This window comes from Pseudomonas sp. S30_BP2TU TE3576 (genome assembly GCF_050436025.1).
Taxonomy (GTDB): domain Bacteria; phylum Pseudomonadota; class Gammaproteobacteria; order Pseudomonadales; family Pseudomonadaceae; genus Aquipseudomonas.
The window spans coordinates 2280667-2304448 of sequence record NZ_JBNDLK010000001.1 but is presented as its reverse complement, the minus strand read 5'-3'; the positions used below and the strand labels follow the sequence as shown (position 1 = coordinate 2304448).

22 protein-coding genes are annotated in these 23782 nt (G+C 59.7%); 11 read left to right on the top strand and 11 right to left on the bottom strand.

Annotation, left to right across the window (positions count from 1 at the left end):
• Nucleotides 1-184: 184 nt before the first annotated feature.
• Nucleotides 185-1288 carry an NADH:flavin oxidoreductase gene (locus ABIA48_RS10480; protein WP_429488471.1) on the top strand — a complete coding sequence of 368 codons (1104 nt, stop codon included), beginning with the start codon at nucleotides 185-187 and terminating at the stop codon, nucleotides 1286-1288.
• 119 nt (nucleotides 1289-1407) lie between these two features.
• Here ABIA48_RS10480 and ABIA48_RS10475 read toward each other — a convergent pair whose 3' ends face one another.
• Nucleotides 1408-2607: a glycosyltransferase family 4 protein gene (locus tag ABIA48_RS10475; RefSeq protein ID WP_429488469.1), complete on the bottom strand. Its 1200-nt coding sequence runs from the start codon at nucleotides 2605-2607 to the stop codon at nucleotides 1408-1410.
• Nucleotides 2608-2664: 57 nt separating this feature from the next.
• Nucleotides 2665-3417, bottom strand: coding sequence for a sulfate transporter CysZ (gene cysZ, locus ABIA48_RS10470; RefSeq protein ID WP_429488467.1), 753 nt, complete (start codon nucleotides 3415-3417; stop codon nucleotides 2665-2667).
• Nucleotides 3418-3732: 315 nt separating this feature from the next.
• On the opposite strand from cysZ, the gene trxB reads away from it, so the two are divergent.
• Nucleotides 3733-4689: a thioredoxin-disulfide reductase gene (gene trxB / locus ABIA48_RS10465; protein WP_007970300.1), complete on the top strand. Its 957-nt coding sequence runs from the start codon at nucleotides 3733-3735 to the stop codon at nucleotides 4687-4689.
• Between the two features lie 477 nt (nucleotides 4690-5166).
• On the top strand, nucleotides 5167-6588 hold the full coding sequence (gene ltrA, locus ABIA48_RS10460) for a group II intron reverse transcriptase/maturase (protein WP_429488464.1): 1422 nt from the start codon (nucleotides 5167-5169) through the stop codon (nucleotides 6586-6588).
• 250 nt (nucleotides 6589-6838) lie between these two features.
• Here the strand turns inward: ltrA and ABIA48_RS10455 are convergent, their stop codons facing one another.
• The 7 genes from ABIA48_RS10455 to ABIA48_RS10425 form a co-directional block, all read right to left on the bottom strand.
• Nucleotides 6839-8089 carry a 2-aminoadipate transaminase gene (locus ABIA48_RS10455; RefSeq protein ID WP_429488462.1) on the bottom strand — a complete coding sequence of 417 codons (1251 nt, stop codon included), beginning with the start codon at nucleotides 8087-8089 and terminating at the stop codon, nucleotides 6839-6841.
• 247 nt (nucleotides 8090-8336) lie between these two features.
• Nucleotides 8337-8675, bottom strand: a complete 339-nt coding sequence (locus ABIA48_RS10450) for a HopJ type III effector protein (RefSeq protein WP_429488460.1) — start codon at nucleotides 8673-8675, stop codon at nucleotides 8337-8339.
• Nucleotides 8668-8964 carry a DUF1244 domain-containing protein gene (locus ABIA48_RS10445; protein WP_007986756.1) on the bottom strand — a complete coding sequence of 99 codons (297 nt, stop codon included), beginning with the start codon at nucleotides 8962-8964 and terminating at the stop codon, nucleotides 8668-8670. The genes ABIA48_RS10450 and ABIA48_RS10445 overlap by 8 nt, the downstream gene beginning before the upstream one ends.
• A 96-nt stretch (nucleotides 8965-9060) precedes the next feature.
• Nucleotides 9061-9432: a dihydroneopterin triphosphate 2'-epimerase gene (gene folX / locus ABIA48_RS10440; protein ID WP_007970304.1), complete on the bottom strand. Its 372-nt coding sequence runs from the start codon at nucleotides 9430-9432 to the stop codon at nucleotides 9061-9063.
• 2 nt (nucleotides 9433-9434) lie between these two features.
• Nucleotides 9435-9995, bottom strand: coding sequence for a GTP cyclohydrolase I FolE (gene folE, locus ABIA48_RS10435; RefSeq protein WP_429488457.1), 561 nt, complete (start codon nucleotides 9993-9995; stop codon nucleotides 9435-9437).
• Between the two features lie 20 nt (nucleotides 9996-10015).
• On the bottom strand, nucleotides 10016-10726 hold the full coding sequence (gene folM / locus ABIA48_RS10430; RefSeq protein WP_429488455.1) for a dihydromonapterin reductase: 711 nt from the start codon (nucleotides 10724-10726) through the stop codon (nucleotides 10016-10018).
• Between the two features lie 173 nt (nucleotides 10727-10899).
• Nucleotides 10900-11469, bottom strand: a complete 570-nt coding sequence (locus tag ABIA48_RS10425) for an antibiotic biosynthesis monooxygenase (RefSeq protein ID WP_429488453.1) — start codon at nucleotides 11467-11469, stop codon at nucleotides 10900-10902.
• Between the two features lie 212 nt (nucleotides 11470-11681).
• Between ABIA48_RS10425 and ABIA48_RS10420 the strand changes: the two genes are divergently transcribed.
• A complete protein-coding gene (locus ABIA48_RS10420) occupies nucleotides 11682-12641 on the top strand; it encodes a MerR family transcriptional regulator (protein WP_429488451.1) in 960 nt (319 codons plus the stop codon).
• A 3-nt stretch (nucleotides 12642-12644) separates the two neighbouring features.
• Here ABIA48_RS10420 and ABIA48_RS10415 read toward each other — a convergent pair whose 3' ends face one another.
• Together ABIA48_RS10415 and ABIA48_RS10410 are read right to left on the bottom strand one after the other, a co-directional pair.
• The gene (locus ABIA48_RS10415) at nucleotides 12645-13250 is read right to left on the bottom strand and encodes a hypothetical protein (protein ID WP_429488449.1); all 606 of its coding nucleotides are present in this window, start codon (nucleotides 13248-13250) and stop codon (nucleotides 12645-12647) included.
• Between the two features lie 54 nt (nucleotides 13251-13304).
• Nucleotides 13305-13781, bottom strand: a complete 477-nt coding sequence (locus ABIA48_RS10410) for a PAS domain-containing protein (protein WP_429488447.1) — start codon at nucleotides 13779-13781, stop codon at nucleotides 13305-13307.
• 102 nt (nucleotides 13782-13883) lie between these two features.
• Between ABIA48_RS10410 and ABIA48_RS10405 the strand changes: the two genes are divergently transcribed.
• The 7 genes from ABIA48_RS10405 to ABIA48_RS10375 all read left to right on the top strand — a co-directional run bounded on the left by ABIA48_RS10405 (nucleotide 13884) and on the right by ABIA48_RS10375 (nucleotide 23633).
• The gene (locus tag ABIA48_RS10405) at nucleotides 13884-14339 is read left to right on the top strand and encodes a flavodoxin (RefSeq protein WP_429488445.1); all 456 of its coding nucleotides are present in this window, start codon (nucleotides 13884-13886) and stop codon (nucleotides 14337-14339) included.
• A 226-nt stretch (nucleotides 14340-14565) separates the two neighbouring features.
• A complete protein-coding gene (locus ABIA48_RS10400) occupies nucleotides 14566-15348 on the top strand; it encodes a class II aldolase/adducin family protein (protein WP_429488443.1) in 783 nt (260 codons plus the stop codon).
• The gene (locus tag ABIA48_RS10395) at nucleotides 15348-16250 is read left to right on the top strand and encodes an alpha/beta fold hydrolase (RefSeq protein WP_429488441.1); all 903 of its coding nucleotides are present in this window, start codon (nucleotides 15348-15350) and stop codon (nucleotides 16248-16250) included. Before ABIA48_RS10400 ends, ABIA48_RS10395 begins: the two co-directional genes overlap by 1 nt.
• A gap of 143 nt (nucleotides 16251-16393) precedes the next feature.
• A complete protein-coding gene (locus ABIA48_RS10390; RefSeq protein ID WP_429488439.1) occupies nucleotides 16394-17305 on the top strand; it encodes an SDR family oxidoreductase in 912 nt (303 codons plus the stop codon).
• Nucleotides 17306-17769: 464 nt separating this feature from the next.
• Nucleotides 17770-19563, top strand: coding sequence for a DUF1302 domain-containing protein (locus tag ABIA48_RS10385; RefSeq protein WP_429488437.1), 1794 nt, complete (start codon nucleotides 17770-17772; stop codon nucleotides 19561-19563).
• Between the two features lie 23 nt (nucleotides 19564-19586).
• Entirely contained in the window at nucleotides 19587-20954 is a 1368-nt protein-coding gene (locus tag ABIA48_RS10380; RefSeq protein ID WP_429488435.1) for a DUF1329 domain-containing protein, read from the top strand.
• Nucleotides 20955-21095: 141 nt separating this feature from the next.
• Nucleotides 21096-23633, top strand: coding sequence for a LuxR C-terminal-related transcriptional regulator (locus ABIA48_RS10375; RefSeq protein ID WP_429488433.1), 2538 nt, complete (start codon nucleotides 21096-21098; stop codon nucleotides 23631-23633).
• Nucleotides 23634-23782 lie beyond the last annotated feature (149 nt).

Sequence of the window (23782 nt, the reverse complement as noted above, 5' to 3'; positions counted from 1 at the left end):
GGTCGTCAACGATAACGCTGCAAGTCTGATACCCCGCAGCGTTCTCAAGCCCATCGCGAGCGAGCTCGCTCCTACAGTACTCCCTGCCTTTTGACCCCTAATCACGCTGATCAATAATGCTGTTCAATGCGTTGGACTCTCCATATTATAACCGTCATAAAGTCATTCCTCCGTGGAGCGTCCCATGCCCGTCAAAGCCCTGTTCAAACCGTTCCACCTCGGCACCCTCGAACTGCCGACCCGCGTCGTCATGGCGCCGATGACCCGCTCCTTTTCACCGGGTGGCGTGCCGAACTCCAAAGTGATCGAGTACTACCGTCGTCGTGCCGCTGCAGGCGTCGGCCTGATCATCACCGAAGGCACCACCGTCGGTCACAAGGCTTCCAACGGCTACCCGAATGTTCCGCATTTCTATGGTGAAGCGGCACTGGGCGGCTGGAAAAAAGTCGTCGACGCCGTGCACGCCGAAGGCGGCAAGATCGTGCCGCAATTGTGGCATGTGGGCAGCGTCCGCCGTATCGGCACCGAGCCGGACGCCAGCGTGCCCGGTTATGGCCCGTCGGAAAAAGTGAAGGAAGGTCAGGTCGTGGTGCACGGCATGACCAAACAAGACATTCAGGACGTAATCGCCGCGTTCGCCCAGGCCGCCAGGGATGCCCGGAGCATTGGCATGGACGGCGTGGAAATCCACGGTGCCCACGGTTACCTGATTGACCAGTTCTTCTGGGAAGGCAGCAACCAGCGCACCGACGAATACGGCGGCAGCCTGGCCAACCGTTCGCGGTTCGCCATTGAATTGATTCAGGCTGTGCGTACCGCGGTCGGTGAAGATTTCCCGATCATCTTCCGTTTCTCGCAGTGGAAGCAGCAGGATTACACCGCACGTCTGGTGCAAACCCCGGAGGTCCTGGGCGAGTTCCTCAAGCCGCTGGCCGATGCGGGCGTGGATATTTTTCACTGCTCGACCCGCCGCTTCTGGGAGCCGGAGTTCGACGGTTCCGAACTGAACCTGGCCGGCTGGACTCGCAAACTGACCGGCAAGCCGACCATCACCGTGGGCAGTGTCGGCCTGGATGGCGAATTCCTGCAATTCATGGTCAACACCGACAAGGTCGCGCAACCGGCCAGCCTGGAAAAACTGCTGGAACGTTTGAACAACGATGAGTTCGACCTGGTGGCGGTCGGTCGTGCGTTGCTGGTGGATCCGGATTGGGCGCAGAAAGTGCGCGATGGTCGTGAAGAAGACATTCTGCCGTTCAGCCGTGAGGCGTTGATGACGCTGGTTTAAGCGGCGTCAGGACTTACGCTTTCGCGAGCAAGCCCGCTCCCACATTGGTTCTGTGTCGTACACAAATCCCCTGTGGGAGCGGGCTTGCTCGCGAAGACTGACTAAAGAGCACTACAAAATCAGGGAACAATCGGTGCATTCGGCACCACCATCTCCCCGGCACAAGCCCCCCGCAACTGTCCCTCGAACTGCTCGATGATCGTCGCCCAACCCTGGCGACTGGCATGCTGGCGCGCATTGAGGCGCACATTGCGCAAGGTTTCCCTGTCCTCCAGCAGCCATGCCGCTGCATCGCAGAACGCTTCTTCATCCCCCGGCATCGCCAATACACCGTTGTAGCCATGACGAATATGCTGGGCGGCTGCCGCCTGGTCGTAGGCCACCACGCCGAGCCCCGAGGCGAGTGCTTCAAGCACCACATTGCCGAACGTTTCGGTCAGGCTCGGAAACAGAAACACATCGCCCGACGCGTAGTGACAGGCCAGGGCTTCACCCCGCTGGGTGCCGCAGAAAATCGCCTCGGGCATTTCCTTTTCCAGCTCCTGGCGCTGCGGGCCGTCGCCGACCACGATCAGTTTCAGCGTGCGCCGGGGATAACTCGCCTTGAGGGTATTGAAGGTGCGTTTGAGCAGCCCAAGGTTTTTTTCCGGGGCCAGACGCCCGACATGAATGACGGCGATGTCTTCTTCGGTCAGTCCCCATTGCTCGCGCAGGGCATTCAAACGTTTGGCCGGGTGAAACAATTCGCTGTCGACCCCTCGGGACAGCAACGCCAGTCGTTCGAAATGACGTCGCTCCAGTTCCATGCGCTGGCTGACGCTGGGCACCAGGGTCATGGTCGAGCGGTTGTGGAACCAGCGCAGGTAGTGAGTCAGCAGGCGCGTGAGCAAACCAAGCCCGTACTGGTTGGAGTACTGCTGGAAATTGGTGTGAAACCCGCTGACCACGGAAATCCCCAGTCGCCGTGCCGCACGCAAGGCCGACAAGCCCAGCGGACCCTCGGTGGCGATATAGAGCACGTCCGGGCGGTGACGCGTCCAGCGCCGCAGCAGCTTGTGCATCGACGACTGACCCCATTGCAAGCCGGGGTAACCCGGTAGCGGCCAGCCGCGGCACAGCAGCAACCCATCGTCGCTGCCCGATTGCTGGTCGCAGCCCTGGCGCGGTCGCACCAATTCCACCTGATGCCCGCGCGCGCGCAAGCCGTCGCACAAGCGACCCAGGGTATTGGCCACGCCGTTGATTTCCGGAGGGAAGGTTTCGGTGATCAGGGTGATATGCAGAGTTGTCGTCATGACCCCAGTGTCGGCTGGGGTCATGTCGTGAGTGTGACGTCGGGATGATGGATTTGTGACCGAGTTGCTGGCGGTGATGGCTCAGCGCTGGGTCACCAGGTTTTCCGCTCCGCGTTCACGCACCCAGAACAGCGTCGCACCCGCCACGGCGGCCGGCATCATCAGGATGTTGACCACCGGGATCAGCAGCACCAGATAGACGCTGCCGCCAAAACTCATGCTCTGCCAGCGTTTCTCGCGCAGCCAGCCAAGCATCTCGTTCCAGCCCAGCTTGTGGTTGTCCGCCGGGTAGTCGATGTACTGGATCGCCATCATCCACACCCCGAACAACAGCCACAGCGGCGCGGCGATGATGTTCACCACCGGGATGAACGAGAGGATGAACAGCCCGATCGCCCGGGGCAGAAAGTAGCCGAGCTTGCGCATTTCCCGGGCCAGGGTGCGCGGGATCATTGCAATCAGTTCGCCCCAGCTGAACGCCGGAAAGTCATCGGTGCCGCGCACCACCACTTCGACTTTCTCCGCAAGAAAGCCGTTGAATGGTGCGGCAATGACGTTGGCGAGCATGGTGAAGGTGAAAAACACCATCAGCACGACGAGCACCACGAATAGCGGCCAGAGGATGTAGCTGAGAAAACTCAGCCAGTCGGGCAGGGACGGCATCAGCGTATCGACCCACAGGCTGAATTGGTGGCCGGCCAGATAGATCAATCCGACGAACAGCACCAGGTTGATTGCCAACGGCAACAGCACAAACAAACGCAGGCTGGGGCTCAACACCAGTTTGAGGCCTTCGCGCAGGTATTGCGGGCCGGACAGAACAGGGGCGGGCATAACGTGCTCCGGGTAGAGGGAAAACGCGCCGACCTTACCGGCTTTGTCTGACGGACGAAAGCGCGGTAGCAGCATCGACATTAACTGTAACAAAGGCGTCCTGATAATCACGGTTACGGGATAGAGACCACCTATGAGCTGGATTGTTAAACCGTATTTCCTTAATCTTCGCCCCCTCGATACGCTGCACCCAATCTTTTTACAGGACGGTCGGGTTCAAGCCTTCCCCAAGTGCTTTCAACCGTTCTTTTTTATTCCCGCCGGCAATCCGGCGTTCCGCGCCAGGTGTTCCGGGCCGGTCAACAGGAGCAGGTCATGTCTGAAGTCCGTCATTCGCGAGTGATTATTCTCGGTTCCGGCCCTGCCGGTTACAGCGCCGCGGTCTATGCCGCCCGTGCCAATCTCAAGCCGCTGCTGATCACCGGCATGCAGGCCGGCGGTCAACTGACCACCACCACCGAAGTCGACAACTGGCCGGGCGACGTCCACGGCCTGACCGGCCCGGCGTTGATGGAGCGGATGCGCGAGCACGCCGAGCGCTTTGAAACCGAGATCGTTTTCGATCACATCAATGCCGTCGACTTCGCCGCCAAGCCGTACACCCTGACCGGTGACAGCGCGACTTACACCTGCGACGCCCTGATCATCGCCACCGGCGCCAGCGCCCGTTACCTGGGCCTGCCATCGGAAGAAGCGTTCATGGGCAAAGGCGTCTCCGCCTGCGCAACCTGCGACGGTTTCTTCTATCGCAACAAGCCAGTGGCAGTGGTTGGCGGCGGCAACACCGCTGTTGAAGAAGCCCTGTACCTGGCCAACATCGCCAGCAAAGTCACCCTGATCCACCGTCGCGAAACTTTCCGCGCCGAGAAGATCCTGATCGACAAGCTGAACGCCCGTGTAGCCGAAGGCAAGATCGAGCTGAAGCTGAACGCGACCCTGGACGAAGTGCTGGGCGACAACATGGGCGTGACCGGTGCCCGCCTGAAGAACAACGACGGCAGCTTCGACGAAGTGAAAGTCGACGGCGTGTTCATCGCCATCGGCCACACCCCGAACACTTCGTTGTTTGAAGGTCAGCTGACGTTGAAAGACGGTTACCTGGTGGTGCAGGGCGGCCGTGACGGCAACGCCACTGCCACCAACCTTGAAGGTATCTTCGCCGCCGGTGACGTGGCTGACCATGTATACCGTCAGGCCATCACCTCGGCCGGCGCCGGTTGCATGGCGGCACTGGATGCCGAGCGTTACCTCGACAATCTGCAGAACGCTTGATTCTGTTTTCGTCGAAATGAAAAAACCGGCTTCGGCCGGTTTTTTTATGCGTGCGCCAGGCATGGCGCGTTGCGCGCAAGCGCAACCAGCTTGGCTGTGGTGGCTACGCTGGTGACTTGGAGGTGAAAGTCCTCTACACACCCGGCAAGGGGAAGTGTTAGCCAGAGGCAAGGGTGTCGCGGGTGACTGCGAATCTGAAGGAAGCCCGAGGCAAAATGCTGGCCTGACGAACAGGAAGCGGATAGAGGCGGCGCAGCGGGGTAAGAGGGCGTGTTTCCTCAAAGCCCAATACTTGCACGGAGCGCTGCGACGTAGATCTGACAGGCATAAGCAGGAAGGTCGCGCGAATTACCCTGGGAGATCTGCACGTTTGCCACTGTGCTACCGAGCGTCGAGAGACGACGGGATGAGCGTGCAGAAGTCAGCCGAAGCCGTAGTAAGTGGCGGTTAACCGCGCCACCAAGGGCCGAACAAGGTATGCCGCCAGTAGGCGTCAGAGTCTCGTTGAATACCGAAATGCAGAAATTTCTCCCAGAGAAGACTGTTACTCCGAGTCCTGGACAGAATCCGAGGATGACGGCTGACAGCGCACAGGTATCGACGGCGTCTGTGACGTGGACGAGCGCGGAGCCGGACACGCTGATGGAGCGGGTGCTTGCACCCGCCAACCTTAGGCGTGCGTATCAACGCGTAGTCAGCAACAAGGGCGCGCCGGGTGCCGATGACATGACGGTCGACCAGTTGGCGGGCTACGTGAAGCAGTATTGGCCGATCCTCAAGGCTCGGTTGTTGGCCGGTGAGTATCACCCGCAAGGTGTGCGCGCCGTCGACATCCCCAAACCCAAAGGCGGAACCCGCCAGTTGGGCATCCCCAGCGTCGTGGATCGCCTGATCCAGCAGGCCCTGCTGCAGCAGCTCACGCCGATCTTCGATCCGCTGTTCTCGGACTACAGCTACGGCTTTCGTCCGGGCAGAAGCGCTCACCAAGCCATCGAAACTGCCCGCGGCCATGTGGCAGCGGGCCACCGCTGGTGCGTAGAACTTGATCTGGAGAAGTTCTTTGATCGGGTTAACCACGATGTCCTGATGGTTTACGCGGCGCGTCAGATCGAAGACAAGCGGGTGCTCACGCTGATCCGCCGTTATCTCGAGGCGGGAACGATGTCCGGTGGACTCGTCAGTCGACGGCAGGAAGGGGCGCCGCAAGGCGGCCCCCTCTCGCCGTTGCTGTCGAATATCTTGCTCAACGAACTCGACCGCGAACTGGAACGGCGGGGCCATCGTTTCGTGCGTTATGCCGACGACGCGAACATTTACGTGCGTAGCCAACGGGCAGGCGCACGGGTGATGGCCGGCGTTGAACGCTTCCTGAGCCGGCGCCTGAAACTGGTACTGAATCGGGAAAAGAGCCGAGTAGCCGGGTCGTGGATGTGTGATTACTTGGGCTATGGGATGAGCTGGCATCAACAGCCGAGACTAAGAGTGGCAACGATGAGTCTGGGTCGCCTGCGCGACCGACTCAGAGACCTGCTGCGCGGAGCGCGGGGTTGCAAGATGGCAATCGTCATTGAGCGAATAAACCCTGTACTGCGTGGCTGGGCAGGCTACTTCAAGCTGAGTCAGAGCAAGAGGCCTCTTGAGGAGTTGGATGGTTGGGTGCGTCGAAAGCTGCGCTGCGCCGTATGGCGCCAATGGAGGCAGCCCTCAACGAGGGCGTGCAACTTGATGCGCTTGGGGCTTAGCGAGCCACGCGCCTGCAAATCAGCCTTCAATGGTCGCGGCCCATGGTGGAGTTCGGGGGCGTCTCATATGAATCAGGCGTTGCCGAAGAAGCTGTGGGACCAACTTGGGCTAGTCTCGGTACTGGATACGATAAACCGGCTTAACCGCATAACTTGAACCGCCGTATACGGATCCGTACGTACGGTGGTGTGAGAGGACGGCGGATGTAAATCCGCCTCCTACTCGATCCACAATTTTATGCCTGAGCACATTCCAGTGTGGGAGCGGGCTTGCTCGCGAAGGCGGTGTGTCATGCAACATTAATGCTGGCTGATCCACCGCTTTCGCGAGCAAGCCCGATCCCACATTTAATTGATGTCGCACACAAATGTTGTGCTGGCCTCAATCTCTTTGTGGGACTTCGCTCTCACGCCAGTTTTGCCAGGCAAGCTTCAAGAATATCCAGCCCTTCCTCCAGCACCGCAGCCTCGATGGTCAACGGCGCCAGCAAGCGAATGATGTGCCGCGATTTGCCACTGGGCATCAGCAGCAGGCCCGCATCCCGCGCCAAAGCCAGCAGCTGGGTCAATTGTGCCGGGGCGGGCGAGCCATCAGCGTTGATCAGCTCGATGCCGCGCATCGCACCGACGCCGGTCAGGCGGCCCAGGTACGGTGTCAGGTTGTTCGCGCGCCAGGTTTCATAGCGGCCGACAATCGCTTCTTCCTGTTGTGTGCCCCAGGCATGCAGATTGGCATCGGTCATTTCATCGAGGGTTGCCAGTGCCGCTGCGCAGGCGATGGGATTGCCGGAATAGGTGCCACCGAGTCCGCCCTTGGGCAGGTTATCCAGCAGCGATTTGCGCCCGACCACCGCCCCCAGCGGCACGCCGCCGGCGATGCTTTTGCCGAGCAGGATCAGATCCGGTTCGATGCCCAGCCGTGAGAACGCGAAGCGCTGGCCGGTGCGGCCGAAACCGGACTGGATTTCATCGGCGATCAGCACAATGCCTTTGTCGTCGCAGAACTTGCGCAGCGCCTGGGCGAATTCCACTTCCATGGCCAGGAAGCCCGCTTCGCCCTGCACCGGTTCAACGATAAAGCAGGCGATGTCTTCGACATCAATCTCGACGCTGAACAGGCGTTCCATGGCTTTGAGGGCTTCGGTGCAGGTGACGCCGTTGTCCTGGCTGGGGAAGGGCAGGTGAAACACCGGCCCTGGCAGCACGCCGATTTTCTGTTTGTAGGGCGCCACTTTGCCATTGAGGTTGAGCGTGGCCAGTGTGCGGCCGTGGAATGCGCCGTCGAAGGCAATGACCGCGCTGCGGCCGGTGGCGCCACGGACGATCTTCAGGGCGTTCTCCGCCGCTTCCGCGCCGCTGTTGGTGAGCATGCCGCTGACCGGGTATCCCACCGGCATGAACGCACTCAGGCGATCCATCAGCTCGAGGTAAGGCACATGGGGCGCGGCGTTGAACGCATAGTGGGTCAGTCGGGTGGCTTGTTCGCGAATGGCCTCGACGATGCGCGGATGGCAATGGCCGAGGTTCAACACACCGATGCCGCCGACAAAGTCGATGTAGCGTTTGCCGTCGGTATCCCAGACCTCGGCGTTTTTACCGTGGCTGAGCGTGACAGGGTGAACGATGTTGATCGACTGGCTGATGGATTCGCTGCGCATGAATGACCGACTCGGAAGAAGGAGGACTTCTTTTTATCTAAGCCGGGAGCGGTGTTACGGGGCAAACGAAATAAAGTTGCCGGGTCAATCTTAAAAGTCAGGATGTGTTTCTGATCAGTTCCGCGCCGTGAATGCAGAACCTGTAGGAGCGAGCCTGCTCGCGATGGTGGTGAACGATTACGCGTAAACCGGAGGCCCAGCAGTGCTCTTGGGTTTTTCGCGAGCAGGCTCGCTCCTACAATTTAAATCAGCGGCGGGTCAGTGGCTGTTGGGTGAACTTCACGCCCGCCAGACCATGGGCCATCAATGCGCGGATATTACCGTGGTCGCTGCCCTCAGGCGTGGCAACAACCGAGCGGTAATGCTCGCCGAAAGCCAGCAGGGCTTCTTCATCGCTCAAACCTTCGAGCAGCGCCAGACCCAGGGTCTTGCACGAACCTTCGTTCTGCCCGGCCGCGTTTTCCACGCCGCCATTGTTGAAGGCCTGAGGCTGATAGTCGTAACCGGCGGCGATGAAAGCCAGGGTGTCGGCGAAGGCGTGTTCGCCGCTGTTGAGGCTGGCGCGCAGGGTGTTCAAATCACTCATTGGGTTTTCCTTTGGCGAACGCCGCTTGCTGTTCGGCGTTGGCTTCCTGCTGATATTGGGCTTTCCATTCGGCGTACGGCATGCCGTAAACCACTTCGCGGGCTTCATCGAGGCTGACCTCGATCTGGCGCTCGTCGGCCGCAGCCTTGTACCACTTGGACAGGCAGTTGCGGCAGAAACCCGAGAGGTTCATCAGGTCGATGTTCTGTACATCCTTGCGGCTGTCCAGGTGGGCCACCAGCCGGCGAAAGGCGGCGGCTTCGAGTTCCAGGCGTTGTTGATCGGTCATGGCGGTCTCTGCGAGACAGCTTCAAGCGACAGGCTTCAAGCTGCAAGTTGGATTGCGGTGGCTGCAAGTTTACAGCTTGGCGCTTGTAGCTTGTAGCTAGCGACTCGCTGCAAGCGTAATCGACACCGACTCGGCGAATCGCAGCGCGTGGGGCTTGTCGACCTCGACCTCGGCGTAGAGCACCGAGGCGTTGGCCATCACCAGGTCGAGAATTTCCTGGGTCAGGCGTTCGAGCAGCGCAAAGCGGTTGCCTTCCACATGGGCGATGATCGCCTTGGTGATCGTGCGGTAGTTCAATGCGTGGTCGATGTCGTTGTCACGCACCGCTTCCTGGGCCGCGTACAGAATGGTCAGGTTGATCAACACATCCTGCTTGTTGAGGATCTCATCCTCATTGATGCCGATGAAGGTACGCAGGCACAGGTCTTTGACCCGGATGCGTGCCATGCCTGGTTGAAGTTGTGGCATTGCTACTTGCTCCGTCCAATCAATTGCAGGAACTCCTGGCGGGTGTTGCTCGACTCGCGGAAGGCGCCGAGCATCACCGAGGTGTTCATGGTCGAGTTCTGTTTCTCGACGCCGCGCATCATCATGCACATGTGCTGCGCCTCGATGACCACCGCGACGCCGGCCGCGCCGGTCACCTGTTGCACTGCGTCGGCGATTTGCCGGGTGAGGTTTTCCTGGATTTGCAGGCGCCGGGCGAACATGTCCACCAGCCGCGCAATCTTCGACAGGCCCAGTACCTTGCCGGTTGGAATATAAGCCACATGCGCCTTGCCGATGAAGGGCAACAGGTGATGTTCACAGAGCGAGTACAGCTCAATGTTGTCGACGATCACCATTTCATCGTTGTCTGAGGCGAACAGTGCGCCGTTGACGATCTCTTCGACACTTTGCTCGTAACCATGGCAAAGGTACTGCATGGCTTTGGCTGCGCGCACCGGGGTGTCGAGCAGGCCTTCGCGGTCTGGATTTTCACCGAGGCCGATGAGGATCTCTCGATAATTCTGGGGCAGGGATAACGTCATGGAAAATCCTCGCGGGACACTTATTTGATGTGCCTTCCGCCGTTGACGGTCAGGGTGGTGCCGGTGACATAAGGGTTGTCGAGCAGATAACGCAGGCTCTGGTAGATCACTTCGCAGCCGGGCTCGATGCCCAATGCGGATTTGGCCAGCACCTTGGCGCGGTAGGCCGCGTCGTCTTCAGGGTTGAACAGTAGCAGGGCCGGCGCGATCCCGTTGACCTTGATGGCCGGCGCGTACCTGGCGGCGAAGGACAGGGTCAGGCTGTCGAGCCCGGCTTTGCTGGCGCAATAACCGATGTGCTTGCTGCTGCCCTTACGGGTCACATCATCGCTGATGTGCACGATGTCGGCAGGGCTTGAACGTTGCAGCAGGTCGGCGCAATGCAGGTTGATCAGGTAGGGCGCCAGCATGTGTACGCTGAACATGCGGGAGAACGCTGCGGCGTCGGTGTCCGGTGTTTCGGCCAGCCATTCGGAGGCGTTGTGGACAATCGCCCGTAAACAGTCGGTGTGGGTTTGCAGCTCGCTGATGAAGGCGAGGATTCCGACCTCGCTGGAGAAGTCCGCGAACACCGCCGTCGCACCCAGATCGCGCAGGGTTTGTACGCCGGGCCGCTCGCTGCGGTAGCTGAAAATCACACGATGGCCATCTTCCAGCAATCGCCGGGCGCAGTGCAGGCCGACACGCTGGCCGGCGCCGGTAATGAGGATTGGGGCTGCGGAAGTGGTCATGAACGGCTCGCGTTGCGGTGAGAGCAAAACTATACCAGCGACGGCAGCGCTCTACCTATTATGCAAAACGGGCCTGTGTGGGAGCGGGCTTGCTCGCGAAAGCGTTGTGTCAGCCGGAACAAATGTTGACTGACACACCGTCTTCGCGAGCAAGCCCTCTCCCACAAAGGTTATCAGTGGTTTTGGGGGGCGGGTTCGGGGGGCAAACGGCGTACCGGCGTGCTGTTCAGCCAATTGGCCAGCAGGCGGGTCGACAGGGGAATGAAGAAATAGACCATCAGCGGCGTCAGGCACAGGGTACTGATGAACACGCGGGGCAGCAGCGCCATCTCGCTGAGCAGCGGCTCCAGCACAAAGTTGAACAACAGTGATACCGGAAAGAACGCCAGCCAGATTGCCACGGCCTGTTTCCAGCGCGGCGGGCGTTGACCGGCGGTGCCGAACCAGCCCTCGATGCCGCTGACCCGATGTTCTGTCGGGTGGGCGAACAGATCGCTGCCGCGTCCGAGCCAGGCGCTGCGTGAGGCGGAGTGCTCCCAGGCGTGCAGGGTCTGCTCGTCGGCGAAGCGGAAGATAATCTGGAACTCGTCATCGCCGGGCGGCGGAGCGAGTACGCCAGAGCCGAGGTAGCCGGGAAAGTCGGTGGCCAGTTGTTCGCCTTCGCGCAACCAGGCGATCAGATCCTGAAACCGACCATTGGCAACACGACGCGCGACCATCAGCGTGACGGGAGAGGTAGACATTGTATATCTCCGTAAGACATTTGCGTCGCTCCGGGTAGGAACTTCGCCAGGCACAGCGCCGGGGTGTCGGGCTGCGGCTTGAAACAAGCAAGGATTATTCCTGATTCTGCCGGCTTCGTCTTTGAGCGTTTTTCTTCGATTATGAACTTGAATCACTATGGGGTGGCGGAGTTAGAATGAGGACCCATCTGCACATGGATGTACAACCTTAGATGCCTGTCCTTACTGACGTAGCTTCAGGTGTACCGCAGACAATCTCCCTTGAACAGGAACAGCTCTTTCCGATTCGCGAGGTCGCGCGCCTGACAGGCGTCAACCCGATCACGCTTCGAGCCTGGGAACGACGGTATGGCCTGATTGTTCCAATACGCACTGAAAGTGGGCATCGCCTGTACTCGATGTCCGATATCGAGCGTGTTCGCAGCATTCTCGGCTGGATCGAGCGTGGTGTTGCCGTCAGCAAGATCGGCAAGTTGCTGGCCAGGGCGGCGCCAATTCAAGTGCTGTCCCAGATCATTCCCAACGACATCGTGCTGGCCGACTATGCGCAATGGCAACGGCAGATCCGGGTAGCCGTCAGCGTGTTTGACGACGTTCAGCTGGAGCAGGTGTACGGACAGGTTTTTTCCAGCTACTCCCTGTCGGTGGTGTTTCAAGACATTCTGCTTCCGGTATGGAGGCAATTGCTGCAACGCCAGGATCAATTCGGCGGGATCAGCGAATGGGTATTCCTTGATGGATTCCTGCGTTCGCGGGTGTTGCAACGCCTGCTGCTGATGCGCGATACCCGGCCGCGGCGAGTGGTCATCAGTGCCCTCGCTGGCCATTGCCGGGAACTCGAATTACTGATCGCCGCCCTGTTTCTGGGCTACCCGCAAACGGGGATTCGAGTGCTGCCCATTGGTCAGCCGTTCGATGAGTTGACCCTGGTCTGTGAACAGATCAAACCCCAGGCGCTGGTGCTGTTTTCCAATCATGTACCGGCTGTCGAATTGCCCCGGCGTTTAAGTCGCCTGGCCTTAAGCCTCAATTGTCAGTTGTTGCTGGCCGGTGATGCTTCTGATCTGGCACAGGAGAGTCTGGCCGGGTCGTCGATCGGATGCCTGGGTAACGAAGGGGATGTCATGAGCCAGCGTCTGAAGCAGTTCCTGGCGGGCAGTCTGGATACTTGAGGTTCAGAGGTGCAGCGCGGGATGCGTCAGCCGATGCTGTTGCAGGATGAACTGGCGCAGGCGTTCGGTTTCGTCTGTATCGCTCTGGCTAAGCTGATAGGCGTAGAAACCCTGTTCGTTTTCTTTCTCGAAAGTGCCGCGCAAGGCAATCCGTTCATAGCCTGAGGGGCTGAACCACAAGGCGAAATGCTTCGGCGGCTTGGTCTTGTTGCGTACCTCCAGCAAGACCCCTTTGCACGATACTTCGTGCACCCACAGAGCGCCCGGTTGCCCCTTGGCGTTCTCCAGCGCTACCGGTTCGTCCAGGACCAGGCGCCAAGGCCGCACCATCGGCCCGTCCTCATAGATACTGGGCACGCCGAGACGCAGATGCAGCGCATGGAACTCGTCTTCCACCAGATGCAGCGGGAAAGTCAATTGCTGGTTTTCGAAACTGGCTTGAATGGTGACCTGCTCATGGGCCGCCAGGCGGGTGAGCAGGTCACGGATTTGCGACCCACCGTTGACGAGCAGGCTCGACGTCGCGTCTCGCACATTGAGCTGCGGGTTGTGTTGCATGGTCTGGATGAAATCCAGCTCATCCTGGGTCAGGAGTGCGTCGCGTTGCATGGCCAGCTCGAAAGATATAGGTACATAGTCATTGGTGATTGTAATTAATGACCATTAATTCAGGATTTGGTTTATGCCGTTCGTCGCTTTGAGCGCAGCAAGCTCGGACTGGAGTTCAGCCAACTGCACCTCAAGCTGTGCCACGCGCTGTTGCGCCTTGACCTGCACGGTGACGTCTTTCTGCACACCGATAAAATAGGTTTGCCCATCCGTTGGATTTTTCACCGTTGAAAGGGACAGTTCATTCCAGAACGGTGTGCCGTCCTTGCGGTAGTTTCGCAATATTTCCCGGCAGGATCCTTCACTGTTCAAGGCATCGCGAATCAACTGCAGGGCTTCCTGGTCACGGTCCCCCGACTGCAGGAAGCGGCAATCCTGATAGAGAATTTCTTCGCTGGTGTAACCCGTCAGGCGTTCGAACGCGGGGTTGACGTAGATGAGGATTTTGTCTTGATCGCCTTCCTTTTCGGCAATCACGATGCCGTCGTTCGAGGCGTTGATCGCCATTTGCAGCAGTTGCGCATTAATCATCGGAGTATCCTTTCCTGATTGATTGTCGATTGCATTCTAAAAGAACAATTACGACCGTGCTGTTAATATCCGGGTCTTTGACTCGGATTCAGGATCAGATTGATGAAAGTCGCCATCATTTCCGGCTCGGTGTACGGCACGGCCGAAGAAGTCGCCCGCCACGCCGACAGCCTGTTGAAAGCCGCCGGTTTCGAAACCTGGCACAACCCGCGTGCAACCCTCGCCGACATCCAGGCGTTTGGCCCCGAAGCCTTTCTGGCGGTGACCTCGACCACCGGCATGGGCGAGCTGCCGGACAACCTGCAACCGCTGTATTCGGCCATTCGTGACCAATTGCCAGCGGCCTGGCGCGGTTTGCCGGGTGCGGTGATCGGTTTGGGCGATGCGAGTTATGGCGATACTTTTTGTGGCGGCGGCGAGCAGATGCGTGAATTGTTCGATGAACTGGGCATTCGCGAAGTCCTGCCGATGCTGCGCCTGGATGCCAGCGAAACCGTGACCCCCGAGACGGACGCCGAGCCTTGGCTGGCGGAGCTGATCAGCGCATTGCGCGCCTGACCGTTATTCCTGCCACCCATGCTCGCCGGGGTTCTGACAGTGCGGTAAAACTTGCCTTTCAGACCATCGCGGGCGCCGGTCATTTGACATGGATCCAGGGTAGCAGGGTGACTGACTCGCTGGGCCATCAAGCTGGCTGTCAATGCAACTACACGAACCTCAAGGGCTGACTAGACTCGGTAAACATAGGAAACACTCCATCATAAAAATACCGAGGCTCCTTGCCGTGACTGTCGCTTCCGTCCAATCGCCGCACAGTGTCAAAGACCAGGTCAGTGCCGCCGAGTGGCAGACTCGCATCGACCTGGCGGCCTGTTATCGCCTGGTCGCTCAACAGGGTTGGGATGACCTGATCTTCACTCATATCTCCGCCAAGGTACCCGGCACCGAAGATTTCCTGATCAACCCGTTCGGGTTGATGTTTCACGAAATGACTGCGTCGAGTCTGGTCAAGGTGGATCAGGCCGGCAACAAGCTGATGGACAGTCCTTACGAAATCAATCCGGCGGGTTACACCATCCACAGCGCCGTGCATGAAGTCCGTCACGATGTCGTCTGCGTGCTCCACACCCACACGGCCTCGGGGGTTGCGGTGTCGGCGCAGAAGCAGGGTGTTTTGCCGATCAGCCAACAGTCGTTGTTCGTGCTTTCCAGCCTGGCCTACCACGCCTACGAAGGCGTGGCGCTCAACCATGATGAGAAAGTGCGGCTGCAAGCCGACCTCGGTGAAAACAATTTCCTGATGCTGCATAACCACGGTCTGCTGACTTGCGGCAGCACCATCGCCGATACGTTCCTGATGATGTTTACCTTTCAGCGTGCCTGCGATATTCAGGTTATGGCGCAGAGCGGTGCCGCTGAGCTGATCGCCATCGAACCGCAGATTCTGGCCGGCGCCAAAGCCATGATTGCGGGAGTCACCCGAAGTGCTCAAGGAATGGGCGGAGCGCTGGCCTGGCCGGCGCTGCTGCGTAAACTCGATAAACTGGACCCGGGTTATACACTCTAATGGTACTCGCCGAGATCCCCCTGTGTGTCTGGCGCAAACGCAGCCAGACGTTCGAATTCCATGGCCAGAGCATCCGTTACTGGACAGCCGGGCAGGGTGAACCGCTGTTGCTCATTCACGGCTTTCCGTCCGCCAGTTGGGACTGGCATTATCTGTGGCAGCCATTGACCCAGCGTTTTCGCGTGATCGCTTGCGACATGCTGGGCTTCGGCGATTCGGCCAAACCGGTCAATCATGAATACAGCCTGCTGGAGCAAGCGGACCTGCAACAGGCATTGCTTGAACACCTGCATGTTGATCAGCCAGTGCATTTGTTTGCCCACGATTACGGCGACAGTGTGGCCCAGGAACTGCTGGCCCGGCACTACGAAGCGCGGGTGGAGCTGGCCAGTTGCGTGTTTCTCAATGGTGGATTGTTTCCGGAAACTCACCGCCCGGTACTGATGCAAAAACTCTTGCTCAGCCCTTTGGGCTGGATGATTGGCCGGGCCTTCAGTCGTGATGGCCTGATGAAAATCTTTCGGCAGATTTTCGGTCCGCAAACCCGTCCCAGTGAAAGCCAGATGGATGATTTCTGGAGCCTGATCGAAAGCCATCACGGGCCACGGATCATGCACAAATTGATCGCCTACATCCCGGAGCGACGAGTCTGGCGCAATCGCTGGGTGAGCGCGATGCAACGCGGTGAAGTGCCGCTGCGGGTAATCGATGGCGGGGTCGACCCGGTCTCCGGCGTGCACATGGTCGAGCGTTACCGGGAGCTGATTCCGGAGGCGGACACGGTCGTGTTGCCCGATATTGGCCACTACCCGCAAATCGAGGCTCCCGGCGAGGTGCTCAAGCACTACCTGGCGTTTCGCGATCAGTTGCTTTCTCTGCCGCGCAAAGTCGCCTGCTCCTGATTCGCAGCATTGAACCTGTCCGGCGCGATCATCATCCCCCAGCCTTATCGCACACCATTCAGCCTCCCCCGTGTTCATTGTGACCCGCTGCGCCGTGCCTGAAACTCGGACTCATTGTCCCTTGGCCTGCTGGAGTCCCCCCCATGAATGAGTCTGTGCGCTTCGAAGATAAAGTCGTGATCATCACCGGTGCCGGTGGCGGCCTGGGACGGGCGCATGCACTGCTGTTCGCCAGACAGGGCGCGAAGGTGCTGGTCAACGATCTCGGCGGTTCGGCCCAGGGCGAAGGCGCCAACGCCTCGGCCGCCGACCGCGTGGTAGCGGAAATTCGCGAGGCCGGCGGTATCGCCGAAGCCAACCATGACTCGGTCACTGACGGTGACAAACTGGTCCAGCACGCCCTGGATGTCTTCGGTCGCGTCGACGTAGTGGTCAACAACGCCGGGATCCTGCGTGACAAGACCTTCCACAAAATGGATGACGCCGACTGGGACCTGGTTTACCGCGTCCATGTCGAAGGTGCCTACAAAGTCACTCGTGCCGCCTGGTCACACATGCGCGAACAGAACTACGGCCGGGTGATTTTCACCGCGTCGACCTCGGGTATCTATGGCAACTTCGGCCAGTCCAACTATGGCATGGCCAAGCTTGGCCTCTATGGCCTGACCCGCACCCTGGCCATCGAAGGCCGCAAGAACAACATCCTGGTCAACGCCATCGCCCCCACCGGCGGCACGCGCATGACCGAAGGCCTGATTCCGCCGCAAGTCTTCGAACAGCTCAAACCGGAACTGGTCAGCCCGCTGGTGGTGTACCTGGCCAGCGAGAACTGCCAGGAAACCTCCGGCCTGTTCGAGGTCGGCGGCGGCTGGATGGGCAAGGTCCGCTGGGAGCGCAGCCTCGGCGCCGGGTTCGATCCACGGGCGGGTTTCTCCCCGGAAGACGTGGCCGCGCACTGGCAGCAGATTTGCGACTTCGAAGGCGCCGCGCATCCGAAGGACAACATCGAAGCGCTGAAGGAAATGATGGGCAATTTGCACAAGTATTCGCTTTGACGACGCGTCTTCGGCAGGGCCTGTCCAGGTGCTGCCATCTCCAGGCTTGTGCCTGCGCTTGAAAACCACCGCCCATAAAAAAGGCCGCTGCAAACGCAGCGGCCAAAGTAAGACGTTGGATCCAGGAGCTACAAATCAACGTCGGTGTACCCGGGGCGACGAACTGAAATGTTCAATTCATCTGAAGTCTGTCAGTCATGGCGTGGGCCGTTTCTGAGGGGCTTTCAGGCTTTTGCGTGAGAGCCAGACAAGAATAAGCCCTTGGTGTCGTGGGAAAAATACCAATTCCGGACATGCACTGTTGCAGCCCGGACAACAGTCCGCATGCGTCTGCTCGTCGTCTGGATGATGCCCCGGTGCCAGTCATCCTTTAGAGGTACACCACGAATACCTCCTTGGTGCGCTTATCGACCCCGATGCCGGGCAGTAGGGTGGGGCCTTCTGTCACTCACCGGGGAAGACGCATGACAAAAACAACAATGCGCGCCATCTTCACACCGCAGGCGCTGGCGGCTGCGGTCGCCTTGGGTTGCTGTGCCCAGGCGCAGGCCATTTCGTTCAACATCGGGGAAATCGAGGGAACGTTCGACTCCTCGCTGTCGGTCGGCGCGAGCTGGGGCATGCGTGATGCGGATAACGCCCTGGTGGGCATCGTCAATGGTGGTTCCGGCCAGGCCTCAACCGGTGACGACGGGCGACTGAACTTCAAGAAGGGCGAAACCTTTTCGAAAATCTTCAAGGGGATTCATGACCTAGAACTGAAGTACGGCGACACCGGTGTGTTCGTGCGTGGCAAGTACTGGTACGACTTCGAGTTGAAGGATGAAGACCGCGAGTTCAAGCCCATCAGCGATCACAACCGCAAAGAGGGCGCCAAGTCTTCTGGCGGGCAAATCCTCGACGCCTTTGTCTATCACAACTACTCCATCGCCGATCTGCCCGGTACGGTCCGTGCGGGCAAGCAGGTGGTCAGTTGGGGGGAGAGTACCTTCATCGGCAACTCGATCAACAGCATCAACCCGGTGGACGTGTCCGCGTTCCGTCGTCCTGGCGCCGAGATCAAGGAAGGCCTGATTCCGGTCAACATGCTGTTTGCCTCCCAGGGCCTGACAGACAAGCTGACTGTGGAAGGCTTTTATCAACTGGAATGGGACCAGACGGTCGTCGATAACTGCGGCACTTTCTTTGGTGTCGATGTGGTGGCGGACGGCTGCAACAAGGGTTACACCGTCGCCAGTCCGGCCATTGCACCGTTGCAGCCGATCGCTGCTGCATTTGGCCAGGGCTTCGAAGTCGGCAAGGAGGGTGTGATCGTTCCCCGTGGCGGTGACCGCGATGCCCGGGATTCCGGGCAGTGGGGTACGGCGTTGCGCTGGCTGGGGGACGACACCGAGTACGGCCTGTATTTCTTGAATTACCACAGCCGCACCCCGAACGTCGGGACCACCACCGCCGGCCTCAGTACACTGGCGAGCATTCCAGGGATCGTCGCCGCCGCCAACCGGATCGTCCCCGGCAGCGGTTCAGGCCTCGCCCAGAGTGTGATGCTCGGTCGCGGCCAGTATTACCTCGAATACCCGGAGGACATCCGCCTCTACGGCGCAAGTTTCTCCACCACGTTGTCCACCGGCACCGCGTGGACTGGCGAAATCAGCTACCGTCCCAACGCGCCGGTGCAGGTCAACACCAACGACTTGACACTGGCCATGCTCAACCCGATCGCCGGAGGCGCGGCATCGCCAATTGCGACATCGCCCGGGGCCGACAACAAAGGCTATCGCCGCAAGGAAGTGACGCAGGTGCAGAGCACCCTGACGCACTTCATCGATCAGGTCGCGGGTGCGGACCGCCTGACCCTGGTGGGCGAGGCGGCGGTGGTCCGGGTTGGCGGTCTGGAGTCGCGTACCAAACTGCGCTACGGCCGTGACTCGGTGTATGGCCAGTATGGTTTCGGCGGTAATACCGATGGTTTCGTGACCTCGACTTCATGGGGTTATCGCGCCAGGGCCATCCTCGACTACAACAACCTGATCGCCGGGATCAATTTCAGACCCAACCTCTCGTGGTCCCACGATGTCTCCGGCTTTGGCCCCAACGGTCTGTTCAACGAAGGCGCCAAGGCGGTCAGCCTCGGTGTCGATGCGGACTATCGCAACACCTATACCGCGAGCCTCAGTTACACCGATTTTTTCGGTGGGGACTTTAACGTTCTCACCGACCGTGACTTCGTGGCGTTGAGTTTTGGCGTGAATTTCTGATCTGGCTGAAAAGGATGATTTCAATGCGCAAGATGATTCTGCAATTGGGTGCACTGACCCTCGGGTTGCTGGCCGCCAATGTGATGGCGGCAGTGTCGCCGGAGGAAGCCGGCAAACTCGGCATCAGCCTTACCCCGCTCGGTGCCGAGAAGGCCGGCAATGCCGATGGCTCGATTCCGGCCTGGACCGGTGGCATCCCGAAAAATGCGGGTGCAGTGGACAGTAAAGGTTTCCTCGCCAACCCCTTCGCCAACGAAAAGCCGTTGTTCGTGATCACCGCAGCCACCGTCGACCAGTACAAGGACAAGCTCTCCGACGGCCAGATCGCGATGTTCAAGCGCTACCCCGAGACCTACAGGATTCCGGTCTACCCGAGCCACCGCACTGTGGCGTTACCGGCAGAAATCTATGAGTCGGCCAAGCGCAGTGCACTGAACGTAACACCGATCAACGACGGTAACGGTCTGGCCAATTTCACCGGCAATCGCTACTACGCATTCCCGATTCCAAAGAATGGCGTGGAAGTGATCTGGAACCACGTCACTCGTTACCACGGCGGTAATCTGCGCCGCACCATCACCCAGGCAACCCCGCAGTCCAATGGCGATTTCACCGTGATCCGCTTCAAGGACGAAGTCGCCGTACCGTCGTTGCTCGGTGATCTGAAGCCGGGCAGCGACGATAACGTCCTCAACTACTTCAAGCAGGAAGTGACTGCGCCAGCGCGGCTGGCGGGCAACGTGTTGCTGGTTCACGAGACGCTCGACCAGGTCAGGGAGCCGCGCAAGGCCTGGATCTATAACGCTGGCCAGCGTCGGGTACGGCGTGCGCCACAGGTGGCTTATGACGGCGTAGGCACCTCGTCCGACGGCCTGCGCACCACCGACAACTTCGACATGTTTTCCGGCGCACCGGATCGCTACGACTGGAAACTGGTCGGCAAGAAGGAGATGTACATTCCCTACAACAGCTACAAGCTCGATTCACCGGAACTCAAGTACACCGATGTGATCAAGGCCGGGCACATCAATCAGGACCTGACCCGCTATGAGTTGCACCGGGTCTGGGAAGTCGTCGCCACGGTCAAGCCGAATGAGCGGCACGTGTACGCCAAGCGCCACATGTACATCGATGAAGACAGCTGGCAAGTGGCGCTGGCCGACCACTACGACGGGCGTGGTCAGCTCTGGCGCGTCGCCGAGGGGCATGCCCAGTTCTACTACGATCACCAGGTGCCGGCCTACACCGTCGAAGCGCTGTATGACCTGATCGCCGGTCGTTATATCGCCTTGGGAATGAAGAACGAAGAGAAGCGCAGCTTCGAATTCAACATCGATGCAAAAGCGGGGGACTACACGCCGGCAGCCTTGCGTAGCACGGGGGTGCGGTAGGTTTCCTACAGGCTCCTACACAAAAGGGTGACTTTACGGTCACCTTTTTTATAGCGGTCGATCAGTGTGTTGAATACTTCTTCAACAAGCGCTCGGGAGGGGGCTAGGGTGGCGCCAGAATTATAAAAAAGGCGCACAACAATGACTGCAATGACGCACTGTCCGGACCGCTCTGGCTTCCTGCCCCGACTGTCGTCCCATCATCTGTCCCGCGAGCGGCTGATTGAGCCCATGCTGGTCTCGACTGCGCGGGTGAAGTTGCTTTGCGCACCGGCCGGTAGTGGCAAGAGTGCGTTGCTCACCGAATGCCTGCTGCGAGCGCCGGAGCAGTATCGGGTCTGTTGGCTGCCGCTGGCGGGAGAGTCGTTGAGTGCGGCCGACTTTCTGTTGCGCCTGACGCAAGCGCTGGGCCTGCCCCCGGCGGATGAACCCGGGTTGCTGGCGCATCTGGCCCGATTGCAGACGCCGACCTGGCTGTTTCTTGATGACTATTGCCGCGCACCCAACCCGGAGCTCGATCGGATGCTCGATCGCCTGTTGGCCGTTGCCAGTCCGGCGCTGACCTGGTGGCTGGGCTCCCGTCGACGACCACCCTGCAACTGGCCACGGCTGCTGCTGGATGATGAGTTGTACGAGTGCGAAGGTCGGGCACTGGCGTTCACCGAGGCAGAAGTCGTGCAGTTGCTCGCTCACGTCGAGCCGACCCTGGCTGCACAAACCGCCACAAGGGTGGTTGAGCGCAGCGGTGGCTGGTGCGCTGGCGTGCGGATCGCGTTACTCAATGGTTGTCCGTGGTCGGGTGAGCAGGGTCGTTCGGCGACGCTGCTCGATTACCTGCAACACGAGTTGTTCAACACCCTGCCGCCGGAGTTGGTTGAGGTCTGGCAGGTGTTGGTTCACCTGCCACGCTTCAACGCCAGCTTGTGCGAGCATCTTTTCGGCACGGGTGAGGGCGCGCAGTGGCTGCACGCGTTGCAGGAAATGGGCTGCTTCATTGAACCCTGGGAAGACTCCGTCGAATGGTTGCGGGTCTTCGAGCCACTGGCCCGGGCGATGCGTGAAGAACCGACGACGGCCGGACGATCCTGGCATCGCCGCGCCTGCCAATGGTTCAGCGCCAAAGAGGACTGGCAGGGGGCGTTCGAGCAGGCGTTGCTGGCACAGGAGCACGAGGTCGCGGTCAGCCTGTTGCAGCACTTCAGCTTTGAGCATTTGTTCAAGCGTCAGAATGTCAGCCTGTTACTCAAGCTGCATGAGCGCCTGGGTGAGCAATTGACCCTGGGGACACCGCAACGGGTGGGGTTGATTACCGCCGCCCTGCTATTTGCCGGGCGCTTCGAGCAGGCGGCCGCGTGCATCGGGCAGCTGGCGCGATTCACCCCGCAGCCGACAGCGCCCTTGCAGCGGCAACTGCTGGCGCGCTGGCAGGCGCAACAAGGTTGGTTGCTGCATTTGCAGGGACGCATGCCGGCCGCACGGGCACATTTTATCGAGGCACTGGACGAACTGGCCGCCGAGGCGTGGCCTGCGCGGTTGTTGTGCCTGTCCGGGTTGACCCAGCAGGCATTGCTCAATGCCGACCTCGACGGCGCCCAGGCCTACAATCGTGACGCACTGTGCCTGGCGCGGGCACAAGGCTCGTTGTTGTTTGAGGGTTTGCTGGAACTCGATCATGCACAGTTGCTGGAGCAGCGTGGTGCACCCCGGCGAGCCGGGCAGTTGTTGGCCGACATCAATGAAATGCTCAGTCGGCAGGCGGATCGACCGACGCCGCTGTTGGGGCGAATCGCTTTGCGGCGTGGGCGGCTGGCCCTGTGCATGGGGCAAGACGAACTGGCCGGTGAGTGTTTCCAGGCTGGCCTTGATGATTGCCTGCACAGTCAGGACAAGCACGTGTTGTACGGCTTTCTCGGGCAGGCGCAGATGGCGGCCAATCAACGCGACTATGCCCTTGCGTTTGATCGTCTGCGCGAGGCCGAGCGGTTGATGCAGCAGCGACAGATCCCCGACACGGTTTATCGCGGCGTGCTGCTGCAAATCAGCAGTCATTTCTGGTTGCAACAAGGGCGCCCGGAGTTGGCGCAGGAGGCGCTGACCCGGGTCTTGCGGCATTACCGTGGACCCCGTGCGCGCCAGGCACCCCCGGCCACGCTGCAATTGATTGCCCGAATCGAATACCAACTGGTGCTGGCGCAGACTTATCTGCATCAAGCGCAAGACCCGCTGGATCGACTCAAGGAATTGCTCGAAGAGGCGCAACGGCATGCCATGCTGGCGTTGGAAACGGAGTTGCAATTGGTGATCTGCGAAGTGGCCGACCTGATTGGCGAGCCTGCGTTGGCCAGGACGGCACTCGAGGCGGGCCTGGCTTTGGTGAGCCGTTGCAATGGGCAGCAGGCACTGCGCGAATTGGGATTGCGCCAGGCGGATTTGCTCGGTCGTGTGCGCGAAGAAGTACCGCAGGCCATACTGGCGGCCGATGCAGGTTTGCTGAGCTCTCGAGAACTTGAAGTACTCGGTCTTATTGCACAGGGTAACTCCAATCAACAAATCGCCGAACAGTTGTTCATTTCATTGCATACGGTTAAAACTCATGCCCGAAGAATTCACAGCAAGTTGGGTGTAGAACGACGTACGCAAGCGGTAGCCAAGGCCAAGGCAATAGGGATTGTCGGTTGATTAAATATCCTGAATCTTTGTTTAACGATTGCATACATGTGCGTTGTGTTGTTGGGTGGGCTGTCTGCTGTAGATTCGCGCTCAATCAGTGACGCAAGTCAGATGCAAGTAACCAGCGGGTCGACAGGAAGTTCGATCCGAATAACATG